At 40.0% G+C, this 13,076-nt stretch carries 14 protein-coding genes; 1 reads left to right on the top strand and 13 read right to left on the bottom strand.

The genetic code is table 11. From position 1 onward, the window contains the following. The 8 genes from FNW02_RS05915 to FNW02_RS05880 all read right to left on the bottom strand — a co-directional run bounded on the left by FNW02_RS05915 (position 1) and on the right by FNW02_RS05880 (position 8,128). Positions 1–495 carry a hypothetical protein gene (locus FNW02_RS05915; RefSeq protein ID WP_191756626.1) on the bottom strand — a complete coding sequence of 165 codons (495 nt, stop codon included), beginning with the start codon at positions 493–495 and terminating at the stop codon, positions 1–3. Between the two features lie 2 nt (positions 496–497). Then, positions 498–1,496 carry a bifunctional DNA primase/polymerase gene (locus FNW02_RS05910; protein ID WP_191756625.1) on the bottom strand — a complete coding sequence of 333 codons (999 nt, stop codon included), beginning with the start codon at positions 1,494–1,496 and terminating at the stop codon, positions 498–500. Between the two features lie 73 nt (positions 1,497–1,569). Continuing rightward, positions 1,570–1,788, bottom strand: coding sequence for a hypothetical protein (locus tag FNW02_RS05905; RefSeq protein WP_089131523.1), 219 nt, complete (start codon positions 1,786–1,788; stop codon positions 1,570–1,572). Positions 1,789–1,817: 29 nt separating this feature from the next. Next, positions 1,818–2,564, bottom strand: coding sequence for a hypothetical protein (locus tag FNW02_RS05900; RefSeq protein WP_191756624.1), 747 nt, complete (start codon positions 2,562–2,564; stop codon positions 1,818–1,820). Between the two features lie 101 nt (positions 2,565–2,665). After that, positions 2,666–5,386: a DEAD/DEAH box helicase gene (locus FNW02_RS05895; RefSeq protein WP_191756623.1), complete on the bottom strand. Its 2,721-nt coding sequence runs from the start codon at positions 5,384–5,386 to the stop codon at positions 2,666–2,668. Between the two features lie 403 nt (positions 5,387–5,789). Continuing rightward, a complete protein-coding gene (locus FNW02_RS05890) occupies positions 5,790–6,632 on the bottom strand; it encodes a glycosyltransferase family 2 protein (RefSeq protein WP_191756622.1) in 843 nt (280 codons plus the stop codon). Next, positions 6,629–7,819, bottom strand: coding sequence for a bifunctional 5,10-methylenetetrahydrofolate dehydrogenase/5,10-methenyltetrahydrofolate cyclohydrolase (locus FNW02_RS05885; protein WP_191756621.1), 1,191 nt, complete (start codon positions 7,817–7,819; stop codon positions 6,629–6,631). The genes FNW02_RS05890 and FNW02_RS05885 overlap by 4 nt, the downstream gene beginning before the upstream one ends. A gap of 78 nt (positions 7,820–7,897) precedes the next feature. Continuing rightward, entirely contained in the window at positions 7,898–8,128 is a 231-nt protein-coding gene (locus FNW02_RS05880) for a hypothetical protein (protein WP_152591072.1), read from the bottom strand. A gap of 35 nt (positions 8,129–8,163) precedes the next feature. Here FNW02_RS05880 and FNW02_RS05875 point away from each other — a divergent pair, with 35 nt between their 5' ends. Next, positions 8,164–8,577 carry a hypothetical protein gene (locus FNW02_RS05875; RefSeq protein ID WP_191756620.1) on the top strand — a complete coding sequence of 138 codons (414 nt, stop codon included), beginning with the start codon at positions 8,164–8,166 and terminating at the stop codon, positions 8,575–8,577. Between the two features lie 287 nt (positions 8,578–8,864). Here FNW02_RS05875 and FNW02_RS05870 read toward each other — a convergent pair whose 3' ends face one another. The 5 genes from FNW02_RS05870 to FNW02_RS05850 form a co-directional block, all read right to left on the bottom strand. Beyond that, positions 8,865–9,692 carry a hypothetical protein gene (locus tag FNW02_RS05870; protein WP_225225459.1) on the bottom strand — a complete coding sequence of 276 codons (828 nt, stop codon included), beginning with the start codon at positions 9,690–9,692 and terminating at the stop codon, positions 8,865–8,867. Positions 9,693–9,694: 2 nt separating this feature from the next. Beyond that, on the bottom strand, positions 9,695–10,150 hold the full coding sequence (locus tag FNW02_RS05865; protein ID WP_191756618.1) for a hypothetical protein: 456 nt from the start codon (positions 10,148–10,150) through the stop codon (positions 9,695–9,697). A gap of 359 nt (positions 10,151–10,509) precedes the next feature. After that, positions 10,510–11,010, bottom strand: coding sequence for a hypothetical protein (locus FNW02_RS38410; RefSeq protein WP_225225458.1), 501 nt, complete (start codon positions 11,008–11,010; stop codon positions 10,510–10,512). A 370-nt stretch (positions 11,011–11,380) separates the two neighbouring features. Next, positions 11,381–12,799, bottom strand: coding sequence for a DUF6884 domain-containing protein (locus FNW02_RS05855; protein WP_191756616.1), 1,419 nt, complete (start codon positions 12,797–12,799; stop codon positions 11,381–11,383). A gap of 73 nt (positions 12,800–12,872) precedes the next feature. After that, on the bottom strand, positions 12,873–13,073 hold the full coding sequence (locus FNW02_RS05850) for a hypothetical protein (protein WP_191756615.1): 201 nt from the start codon (positions 13,071–13,073) through the stop codon (positions 12,873–12,875). Positions 13,074–13,076 lie beyond the last annotated feature (3 nt).

The raw sequence follows: 13,076 nt of genomic DNA, 5'->3' as shown, positions 1-13,076 counted from the left end.
TTAAAATAGTGACAGTTGGTTGTTAGGCGCGGGTGTTTTGTCTTTATCTTCAGACAGGTTACGCTTTTGTACTTGTCTTGATTGTTCCTGTCTATTCTGATGTATAATCTGCTTTTCCATCCTTTGCTTGCAGATATCTAACATCCCTGGGAGAGATTTTTCTAAATCCTGTAGCAAGTTATTGATGACAGGATGAGATGTTATCTCAGTAAGGTTAATTATTTTGATAATTGGAGGTGCGCCTTGGATTCCAATTGAGACAATTACTGTTTCAGAATTTGGTATTAGTTGAATGGTTATTAAGGTGGTTTTTGTGTCAGAATTACCTAAATCTATCTCGGTAGATGAATCTTGGTTTATAACTTCAGTGTTTACTAATTCATCTAATGTTTCTTCTAAATCGCTATTCTCCTGAATATCAGGATTAAAATCTCTACTGCTGTAACTGTCTTCAAGGTTAGTTACATTCTCGTCAGGTGATATTTGACTGCTCATGATTAAGAGAGATTGGCTAATCTAAATAAGGTGCGGATAGTAATACCTGTCTTGTTAAAAGACTGCCATTTGTAGGCGCATTCGCCTGATTTGTACTTAGGAGAAAGTTGGCTCCAAGTGTCCCATGCTTTAAATAAAATGGGACTAACACTATGAAGTGCCATCCCGACTTGAATCCACGAGTGGTAATCATCCGCAAATTGAGGGTGTATGACTTCAAGTAGTACAAGTGCAGTCTGGATATTTGTCTCGATTGAGGGAATGAAATGAGCGTATCTGTCTACCCCATATCTGCGGTTATATTTTTCTTGGGGTAGGTTAAACTTTCTTGCTTTCTCCTGTTTGGCAAGCATCTGAGCAATTACCCAGTCGGGGGCTATTTCTATTTGGCGCTCAGATGGACTACAGCCGGGAAGCCATCTGTAATTTCTGCCCTCTGGATGAAAGGAAGGGGGAAGGATTGAGGCTAGGTTTTTGCCTCGAAACTCCAATTGTTCATCCTTCCCAGTTTTAATTTTGCGAGATTTTACTTCCCAAGCTTTTGAATTTGGGATCAGGTACAAACGCTGGCTCCGATATTTCCTTCCAGAGGTAAATGCAATTGTGGGAGGAAGGTATTTTTGAGCGCGATCGTGTAACGACTCCGTAGGAACATCGGTTGCTTCGACGGCTGTTAGCTGGTTAAGTTCTTCTGGTTCTGTATGTTCGTTAATTTGGATAATTTGTCGCCAGGAGGTTTCCCCGTCGCAGTCAATAGCTACTAAGTACCCTTGGGGATGATTGGAACCGCATACCAAGGCTACACCAGTGGGGGTGATCAATCTGTTATTTGTCCAAACTTTTAAGCTGCGGCGGACGAGTTCGGCTTGTAGTTCTCTGGGAGAGTAGGTATTTTTTTCCCATTCTTTCCCTAGCGGACGTTTACCAAAGGTAGGGACGATTCGCCATTCTTCGGGTAAGTTGTCAAGCGAAGATACCAAATGACGGATTTGGGCGTGCATGAATTCATATAACTAGTTATTTGGATAATTCATGCACGGGTGCGTTAGTGACTGTGGTGGTTTGATATTATGATTACGGTGCTAACTGATGGCCTGCTTCAACTAGCTTGGCAAGGGTATTTTGGTCAAATGCCTTTATGCCAGATACAAATTGTTGCCACTGCTGCCATTTCTCCTTTGAGTAATCATGATTGGGATCAAAGTTGCAGACTTCACAGAATTTATGAAAGTCAGCATTCCAATGAAACGTGCAAATGCCTGTTATTAAATAATTGATTTCTTGGTCACTCATGAGTGATATTTCAGCTTATGATTTCTGTTTTAAGCCAACCTTTTTTTCAGTGCATTTTCGACTTGATAAGTGCCAAGAGTACAGTTTGTATTGAAGGGAAACGTAGGAAATTCAAGATAATTGTTCATAGTTTTTGTTACCTTGCACAGTACCATTATCCCCTCCCTACTCTTCTTTTTTTGATTGTGATAGTAGCTGATAACCTCAAACTCATTGTTACCAGCTTCAAATCTGCTTCCTGCATATTGGGAGATAGCCTTTTTCCAGTCTGGCTGCCAGAGCATGAGTGTATCTATTGCCATTACTCTAACAACTGGGTTATCTAATTTCATTAGAATATCTGGTAAGTAATGGCATTGTTTGGCAATTACTTCTCGTGCGTAATTTATTAGCCAATATTCGGCTTCTTTTAAGAGAGCTTTTGATTCGAGATTTTGGCACACTTCATCGTAAACTTTACACATTAAATATGCCCTTTGTTCAAAAACCATCCCATTAGTTTGCAATTTTAAGTCTGATGGATAATTAATCATCAAATCAGCAAGCTCGTCACTGATTTGAGGGAGAGTATATTTTTCATTGTCTTGCTCTTTGGGATGGGATATTTTTACTTCATATCCTAGATTGACAGCATGATTGATAATAAAATCGATGCTATTAGACTCAACAAAATCTCCTAACTTAAAATCTGTTTCTAGGAGGAGATATGTTGGTGCATGGAGAATTTGAAACCGTTTAGGATTTTGACTTGAGTCGGCTAATAGTTCGATGTACATTGCTTATTCTCACAAACTTTCATAAATCTTGTGCGTAAGCGATGTATGTGGTTTAATTACTGAAAAAATAATCCTACCCATCTTGGGTAGGATTATCTTAATTATTGATTAATGGTTCTTGTTTGTGTCGGATTGATTATTTCCTCCAGTAAAGATAGCCCAACTGATTTAAACAGTGCTTTGTTATCATCAGGGCAGCGTTGAATTGTTGTACAAGATGAGCAGCCGTATTTGCAAGGGCAATTATCTACTAGAAACTTTGCCTTAATAAAAGCAGTTTCTAAATACTTGATGAGAGTATCGCACATACCTGTACCGTGTTCGCATGTATCGAAGAAATAGCCTACAATGTTACGATTTGATGGTACTTCGATTAACATGAAATCGATATCTCGACTGTTTGCTCCATGTTCGACAAGTGGTAAACTCAGCATAAGTTGGTGCGCGAGAGTATGAACGCAAATCTGAGTTTCATTGCTTTCAAATAGTTGTTTTTCTTCATTGGAAATATATTTCTGTTTGTTGAGTATCCCTTTTCGGAGATTTTTGACCACTGCTGAAAAATATTTTCTTCCATCAGCGTTAATTTCAACCCTAACGCAGAATGTATTGTAGTTAAGAGCAAATGCTTCCTTGTATTTATTTTCCTCCAAGAGTTCGACAAATTCTCGTTCAATAAGTTGGGTATTGCAAGCAGGACAAGTTTGTATGTGTCCAGGTAAATTTAAATTGAAGTTGCGACATCTGTTATTAGTGCAAGTCCATTTTTGTTCCAGCCTGTACAAGTTGTACCCGTAAATTTCTTCTTTGATTTTGGCTGAAACAGGTGTAAATCTAGCTGCCCCTTGGGAAAGATTGATAATTTTGGCTTCCCCTGCAATTTTGATTTCCTCGAAATTTAGGCTTCCTTCGGGACGACTAAATAGGTTGGTTGCCTCAATTGGCTTGAGAATTGCTTTCCCTTCGGTTAAATTTAGCTCTTGTGATTTATACTGTACGGGGTTGCCGTCAAAGTCTTGAGCAAGATATATAGCACCAGGGAAAACTTCTCGTAGCGCAGATGATGCCGAACTTTCCTCAAACTCTTCTGCACTATCTTGATTGATATAACTGATGTTTTGTTCAGTGTTGCCTCTGAATTTAATTTTTGAGTGGACATAACCAAGGTTTCGATTAGTTGTCAGTTTTTGGTTATAACTGAAAATTAGTTGATTATTACCGATTAGCTGTCGTGCGATCGCATCGCCAGAAGTACCAAAATGCCGCGCAATTTGAGCTTGTGTCGGTTTACTTTCTTTGCAACAGGCGAGAATGTGCTGCTCCAAAATTGTTTCATAATTGTGGTTAAAGTTGATAATTTCTGGAGGGTCAGATAAGAGGCGTTCCGGGTGATTGGCGTAGTAAGAGTCCATAATCGACCTTTTCGACGGGATAAATACTAATAGCCCTGCTTCTCGTCTGCCTGCACGTCCCGCCCTTTGGCGAAAGGCAAGAATTGAGCCTGGGTAACTATGTACGATAGTTGCATCAATAGACCCGATATCCAGACCCGCTTCCAAAGCACTTGTGGATATAATGAACTTGACTTTGCCGCACTGTATGTCTGCAATAATTTTGTTACGCTGATTTGCCTTCATGCTGCCATAAAATGCTGAGATGGTTTCTCCCAAGTGAGGCAATTGCATCTCCACTAAAGCTTTACGAATGGCATTAGTTAAAACCTTTACCAGTTCTCTACTATCGCAGAAACAAATCCCGACTATTCCTTTACTTACGAGCATAGCTGCAACTTGGGCAGTTTGGTAAAGAGTATTGTTTCGTGCTTTGAGGCTAAGAAAAGTAATCTCCGAGCGTTTTGCACCACTTTGGTCGATAATAGCAAGATTGCTTTGTTCTACTCGATTGGATATCTTCTGGGCAATTTCGCTGCTGTTACTAATTGTTGCAGAAGCGAATATGTATTGCAATTTAGAAATATTATTGCCAGCAGATTCTATCATTAATTGAGTTCGCCGATTAAGTAGGGCAAAGTGTGAGCCAAAGATGCCTTGATAGAAATGCGCTTCATCACAGACTATGATTGAAATTTTTCTGATTGTTTCCCTAAATCCCCAGTTTGAATCGAACTGATAGTTGTTCAGTTCGTGGTTCCATACATCGGGTGTCACGCATAAAATCGAGGGTTGATGGCTGTAAAGTTGTTTACGCTCATGGGGAGGAATATCACCATTAATATTGAGAACTTGGGGGCGAATTTCTTCATCTAGATGGCTAACAAACGAGCGTATTTTCTCTACCTGATCAAATGCAAGTGCTTTCAAGTTAAAGAATACTAAAGCTGATTTACCTTTTAGGCACTCGTGAACGATTGGAATTAAAAAGGAGATACTTTTACCACTACTGGTAGGAGTTTGGAGAATGATATCTTCCCCTTTTTTGTAAGCCTCCCATGCCTCGACTTGATGAGAATATAGTTGTGTAATTCCTGACTGACTCAGGGCATATTTAACTAGAGGGTGAATATCATCTGGTATGGGACAAAGTTTAGCTTCTTGAGCAGGAATTATATCGCAATTTTGTAGTTTTCCTGAACCATCCAGAATAGCTGCTATTTCTTGGTAGAGAATGCTTTTACCTGTTGGTGCTTGATTAAGAGGTAATAAATTACCACTATTTACCTCATGCTCCCAGTCGAAAATAATTTGATTTACACTTCCCTTTTTGAAGTAAAGATTTTTCTCGATGATAGCAGCGATATGGATAACACCATGTTCTTTAGAATAAACCTGTTTATTTGCTTGTAACCATTCAAGCTGGGTCATAAAAAGTTACCTACTTGCTGTTTTAGCAGGTAGGCGTTAGTCAAAAGTAGTGGTTTTTGTTATTGCCACATTAACGATAGAATCTGACTTGAGTCTTGCTAAATATAGTGATAATCAAAACCTTATCCACAAAGCTTTCAGTAAACTTGGTTTTCAAAAATAAAATGGAATTACTATATACATATTTTTACCCAAAATAGTGTCCCTTGAACATAACTGTAACTCTTAGTAATTGTGGTAGCCTTACTGCTAAGTTTTTTGGGTATCGTAGTTGACTTTAGAGAAAATTAAATCTATTGATTTAATTTTGCTCTTGATGATTAACATTAGCCCCCGTCATCGTCTTTCTTAACCAGAGCAGGGGGAACTTTGGACTAGAGTTAAGCACTATTGACAAGCTTCTTTAGATTGGAAGAAGTGCAAATGCTTTTGGCGTTAATGAGATTTGTGCTTTGTTACTATAGGCTGCCGCAAGCTGCTCTAAGCGTTCAATAGCATTGTTTTGAAGTACAAGATAGTTATCTGCATTAGCGACAATCAGCAATAGCTCGGATGCCCATTGCTCGTAGCTAGAACTGCCAATAATACCACTAGAGGATTGAATGTAGTTAACAAGGATGTTGTCATTGAAACCAAAGCCACCTTCACCCCAGATGCAAGCACATTGCAGCAAATACTCGTAGTCCGCGAATACTTGAAACCGGGGGTTCCATCTCGCAGCATTGCTTCGGTAGTGGACGAAACCATTGCTGTCGAATATCTCTTGTTGCCATAGAAGCTGCTGTAGGGAGCAGCAATTGCTAGGCGAAACAAACGGCTTCCCTTGGCGAATAACACTACCATTGCGGATGACATCGCGGCGGCGCTGCTGTCTTGCCATGCTGTATCGGATATTGGGATGTTGTTCAAAGTACTGCCGCATTGACGCAACAAATTCAGGAGCAATGCTGTTGTCATCGTCCAGGTATGAAACAATGTCACCACCAGCTGCATCTAGTCCCAGGTTTCGAGCGTAGCACAAGCCAAAGCCACTGCAAGGGTCAGGGTGTTCCATTTCAATGTAACTGATGGAAAAATCAGCTCTTGCCTTAATGCTGTTGATGATATCTCTAGTATCAGGATTAGCGCCATCATTGATGACAATCCACTCAAAATTACGGTCAGTTTGACTTTGAATGCTTGGCAGTGCAGTAGATGCAAGCTGCATAGATCTATTGTAGGTTGCAGTAATAATTGATAGTTTCAAAGCTCTATACCTCTATCAGTTGATTGCGTTATTGTTGAATCGATCGCAGTTTGAATTTGCTGCCATCTTGCTACGTCCTCGTTGGTTATACCCCTGGCGGTTTCAATTTGATTACTTGCAAGAGTTAGCCGAATCAGCGTTAGCTTTTCATTGGTTCTGGCAACAGTTAAACTTTGCGTGGTGCTATTGAAGCTGATCTGGTAGTTACTACCTTCCAAGACAAATAGGTTTTCTTTTTCTGTGCGAATGGATTGGGGATAGGCAGTTGCTTGCTGCCCAAAGAACAGTCTAGCTATGGGGGCAATTATAGTAGCGCGTTGCATTTGTTCTTGCTGTAATTGCTGGTAGTTCCATTTTCCAAGTTCTATGCCCAAATCCATTTTTACCAAACGTTCTGCTAAAATTGCCATTTCTATCGGGCCAACACCTCCAGGGACGGGCGTAATGTTCTGGGGGATGCTGTAAGCACTGCGGTCTACATCGCCAGCAGCACCAGAAGCAGTAGGTGTAAAGCCACCATCGACAACTAAGCGATGAGAGGGGAGTACATAGTCCGTGAAAATTCCTCGTCTTCCGGTGACTGATACTACAATGTCAGCATCTTGAGTTCTAGTCAGATCATCGCCGTCTTCCAAACAGAAACAACTGACTCTGGTTGCTTCTAAATATTTGATGACACCATTGCCCACAAAGCCACCTCCGCCGACAACTGCAACATTGGAATCCCTTTGTGCGTAGGATTCAACAATTCTGGCGATTCCTTCAGCAGTAGCACAACTTTCAAAGAAATTGTTGCTTTGTCTGCGGACGATATCTATATCTTTTTGTGGCTCTAATAGCCCAATTGAGCTTGTAAACTTCGCTGGAATTGGATATTGAACAATAGCAGCAGTGACTTGGGTGTTTTCGTTAATGGATTGAACAATGCCGTCAAATTGCTCTACTGCGATATTAGGTGATAGCACAATATAATTGGGAGTAATGCCAATAGCGTTGAAAATAGCTACTTTTTGTACTGCTGAGATTCTGGCTGCTTCATATCTAGCTCTTAATTCATTGCTGGCATTTTCTGAAGCCTCAAATCTGATGATTGCTACTTCTTTTTGAGATGCTTGAAATATGGATTTGTATTTTTGACATTCTTGCTTTACGTGTTCTCGTATTAACTGTCCGTCTATGAGCGTCATTTAATATGGCGTTAAATTTGATGAAGAAAATTGTCTGGTACAAACAATTTTCTGAATTTCTAATAGAATTTGTTGGAATTAGGTAGGGCGTTTGGTGATTTCACCAACTTCTTTGCCGTTGCAGGAAACCCAGTTAGTGACGTAGCGTTCAGTGTCATGGAAGCCACTAAATTCAATACTGTTATCAGAACACTTCTCTTGGAACCATTGTTGTGCTTCTTGTTCTGTATTGAATGTTCTAGCGGCGACTTCTTCTACTGGAATCTTCCAGTTTGTATTGCCATACAAATCGCAAACATAATGTGTCATATCTGTTACTCCTTTAACAACATCTAAAAACCACTATGACAATTTTAAATCAACAACAGCAGGCTGAATTAATTATCCAACAAGCTTGCAAGGAAAATTTTACTGATAGTGAGAAAGCTATTTATGATGACTTTATTCTGGAAGCCGGGGTAAAAAACCCAGCCAAGATGACTGAGGCTACTGCTGATGCCTTGATTAGATACCTTAATGGCTGCGAAGCATCTAACGAGTTTGTTGCTAATGTAGTAAATCGCCTCGCGCAAGTTGCCCCTGCTCATATCATGACCAAGATTCTCAAGAGTGATAATGACGGTGATGGTGTGCCTTTATACGAGGAATTAAAACTTGGAACAAAGGCTACTGAATTTGATACCTCTTTTGAAATAGCGGCCGCAAGACAAAGGCAATATCAATTTTCTCCAACTCAGAATTGCGATATGGAGTTGTAAGTATAACCCATTACTGAGTACTCAGTAATGGGTATGAGATAGTTATCTCTAAAACGACTGAAAATAGAAATTAACCAGTTGCTACACAGGTGTAGACGCTTACTCTTAGATCGAAGTAGTTGTCTCAGCGGCTTTCCTCAAACATTGCCATCTTTCCCATACTCAAAATTAACCTTTGACATACTGAGTGTAAAAAATGCGCTACTGTTAATCGTAAGCGCATTCCCGATCATGTACAGCGATCGCAATACTCCCAGCCCAAATAATCAGGCGATTCCCCTGTAAGTTTAACTTTGAAAAATTACCCCAGTGTCCTGATCTTCATCCCAAAACCACCAACCTTGGGATAGTTCAGAAAGAACGCGCATTAGTGCTAACTGTTGCTGTGTGATTTCACCACCGCCATAGCTGACGTTGCTAGTGCCATCCCATGATTTAAGAATTGATTCTAAATTGTATCCATTGCCCATAATCCAACTGGCGTAGAAGCAGTCTTTGGATATTTCTTCCATGATGGCTAGCAGTTCAAGTGCGGCATCAGGATTGGGTGATTTTAGGGCTTCAAGTGCAAGGCGGAGGTTTTCTTCCCTGTCTGCAAGAAACTCCGAAAAAGCTGCTCTATTTGATGGTAGATTGTCCTTTTCAAGTGTAATTAATTTTCCATTTACAATCTTGACTGGAGTTATATTTGAGTAGTCAGTTCGGTCATCTTCACTTGCCTTTACTTTCATAGCTAAAGGATGCCAATGGATGCGTTCAATTTTATTGGTCTGAGGATTTGTCCATGTCCAGAATAGTTTGTGAGATGCAGCACCCTTAACTGTCAGATAAGTTCTTTTATGTCGAATGGGATAGTCTACACCTTCTTCTTTTTTGGCTTGCAAAAAGGCTTCTATTGATAGATATTCTTCATTGAGATATGCCATTCTACGTGGTGCTGTCGCAGATGTATAACCCGATATGTTGCACTCACTGTCTTTCAATGCTACCAAATTCCATTTTTCGTTTATTGGATTGTGTATCCAAAACTCAACTGATATTGTCTGTACAAACTGATCTAGAATTTGGACTACACAAGGATAGTAAAGTGTGAGTTGTTGGTTGCTATTAGTCATTACTATTCCATCCATTCGATTGGGGATATGGTTTCCTTTTTGGCGGGAAGTATTTTGACTTCGTAGCCATAAAGAATTAATTCATACAGAGTTTCTAATAGTTGCTTGGGTGATATACTGTTCCATTGCTTGCACTCTAAGATATGTTTCAATAGCTGCTCTGGAGCATTAACTACCCAAAGACTGTGAATTTTTCTGTTTCTAAATCCTGCACATAATTGAACAATTGGTTGTAGCTCAACTGTTGTTTTTGGTATGTGAATAATTGCTGAACTTATAGGAATTGTTGGTTTTACTTCTAGATTTTTGGGTGGTAAAAAATCGGGGTCACTGTACCACTGTCCGTCGATTTGGTATGCAATCATTAGGTATGGCAATGCTTTAATCGCATTTATAGTTCCCCATCTTGTAGTTTGTCCTGCGTGAAACCAGATGTAAGAGCCGTTGTGTATTAGCATGTACAATTTTTATGATTTTGACTTGAGGTTTTGCTTGCCTAGCTAGTTGATAATTTCGTCTGTGGTAGAAAATTTAGTTACTTTTTCTACCTAAGGAATGATTTCGTATTTGTATGAACACTTAGTTAAAACTCGCTATTATTTAGCCATGTGCAGTTAACTTCATGCTCAGATAAAATACTTTGGATATTCTTGATTGCTGAATTACTCCTAATAATTACCTTTACAAAGTGTGTAATAACTGTGGTGATTCATCTATGAACAGATTAATTTTTATTTAAAATATTCAATGACTTATTGAAAATAAAAAGTGCGCCATTATAATTGATGACGCACTTTTATTAAAAATAAAATTATGATTAAGCGTGGTGAAGGATAATATTTATTGCATCTTGAGTGCTAATTTGATATTGTGTAGCAAGTTTATTCATATTGGCTTCACCATTTGCATGAGCTTTGACAATTGCGCGAATAATATTTGGTGAAACATTAATCTCACAATTTGTAACAACTGGTTTGGGTAAAGTTTGAGAAATGAATAATTCTTTTTTTTTTAAGAAATGTATTTGACGGTAATGCTCTTTTCTAGGTATCCATTGACAATTTCCGGGAGCAAAGTCACTTTCTAGGTCAATACGTGCTATGACTGTTCCTTCGGGTGCTACTCCCATATCTTTTAAGAACTGGGTAAAGTTATCGCGCCAGGATGCATCAACTTCAATTCCGCACCCGCCATGATACTTGTACTGATGGTGGTTCTTGTTATAGCAGATGCGCTTGATGTGTAACCAGGAGTTATACTCGTGGCTTTTGCAGTGGCCGTGGACAGTTTTATCGCTCTTGAGGGTTTCGCGCTGCAAGCATCCGCAGCTTTGTGTAAGCCCTCTTTTTAGGCTATTTTTACTGATATACTTTTGGGTTCCGCAGCTGCATAAGGTAAGGAGTAGTAGTTCACCCCTTTTCCCCTTAACTTCTACATCGGATATAACTTTTAGTCTCCCGAAGTTTGCCCCAACTGGGATGAATTCTTTTCTTTTTTTACAACCGCAATTAGTTGACCGACCATTGGTGAGGGTGTGACTGTAGACAAGTTTTTGGGTTCCACAATCACACTGGCATAATACTTGCTTTCCTTGTTTGTCTAGTACAATCCAGCTACCGAATTTTTCACTTATATTAATTACTCGCTTTGTAGTCTCCATAAATTATTTGGGTGCTATTACTGCTGGGTTATATATCTAAAACAAGCTGTTTTTCTTGCTCCAGTTCCTTCTTTATCCAGGCAAGTTGCTGTCCAATGGCTAGGTGCTGCATTGGTACTTTTGTTTCGTATCCTTTTGTTTGTAAAATGGGTGTTACCTCCTGTCTGTAAAGCTTGCCCGTCAAGAATACAAACTCTATTTCCGGGGACGCAACTTGTATGAGGCTTTCTGCTACTTGTTGTGCCCATAGTATGCGTTCCTGATGAGATAAGGAATAGGGGGATTTGTCGTAGGGTTTGATGATTGTTTCTGGGTTAATAACTTGATGTAAAGGTGAGAGGATATACCATCTTGACTCTTGTTCTTCTACGTAGCGACGGCACGCTTGAAAGTGCTGGGAATAATATAAGTCTTTGGCGGCAGCAGGGTAGGTAAGCTGCTTGCCACATCCAGCAACCAGGTAGATTTTTTCCTTGGGAGTGAACTTTCTGTAGGTGCTGATCACCAGATTGAGGTTGTGGGCGATTCTTCCCATAGTATGCGTCCGTCCTTTGTTTGTCAGCCGAGGGTCAATCCTATGTCGGTTGAGAACCCTGCAAACATGACAGTTGCACTTTGGCGCATAGTGGGTTGGTATCCGAATTAATTTTTCCTCGTGGCTGACGAACATCCCACCGCCTAGTCCTTCCCGGATAAAAGTTGAACCATCAAAGGATAGTCCCATCTGAATGAAAGCTTTGGCATACTGGGGCGAGCATAATCCAAAAACGTGCAGGTGAGCATTTGGCTCGTTCAATGCTCCTGTGGAGTTGCTGTGCAATGGTGCGATGGCTACGCCCGCCGCAGGCATTGCACCCGCCTTCGACAATACTCGTTCCCAGTCAATTAGCGATCGCACAACTTGAGTTATTGTTTTGATAATGTGTAAGTTAATCGAATACTCTCTCGCCTGGGAAACAAGCCCACCGATGCCGAGATGACGGTATCCCAGTCCCAAAAAATATTTTGCTACTTCGAGGCGTTCACTGAGAGACTGCCCGTGGATGACTGCTAGGGGTATTCTGTTGGGAAGATAACTTTTAGCAAGTTGGATAAATGTTTCTGCTTGTTTAAGGTTGTATTCTTGCCGTTCCCTGATATTTTCTCCAACAAGTAAATGGTCGGGACAAACAATAATATCGCCGACCTTTGAGCGTTCTCGATATCTATGAATAGACCAGTGGGCATCAACATATTTACCATTTAGAGTGGGGATATCTTGGTCACGGTAGTTAAATGCCCCACAGTCATGAATAATAGGACTATCTGGAACAATTTCTGCCTTAATCGCGAGTGAGTATAGCCAGCCCACCGGCTGATACTCAAGCAACTGCCAGATTGGGATTTTTTTACCCTTGCTTCTAATAAAATCGCTCTTACCCAATACTGGATAGAAACCTAATTTCATAGTATTTAAACGACCAAAACTTGATTTTAATTTGTTAAGTTAACCCTCTGCTTGGAAAGGGCTAACTAGTAGATTACTGTCTGTATTTATTTACAATATGCAGAAGATACTGCCGCCAACGGTTAGATACTTTTGTAGCAAGAGTTGCCATATCACTTTCTGGAATTTCTTCTGCTTCAGTTTCAAAAGCATCATCAAAGTGAATCTTGGCGTGATACTTCATACCATCGAAGTGGATATTGAAGCTAGGATTGAGTTGAAAGTCTTGAATCATATC

It is taken from the genome of Komarekiella delphini-convector SJRDD-AB1 (assembly GCF_014831675.1).
GTDB lineage: Bacteria > Cyanobacteriota > Cyanobacteriia > Cyanobacteriales > Nostocaceae > Komarekiella.
The sequence above is the reverse complement of the archived record's forward strand: the minus strand, read 5'-3'. Positions and strand labels throughout refer to the sequence as shown.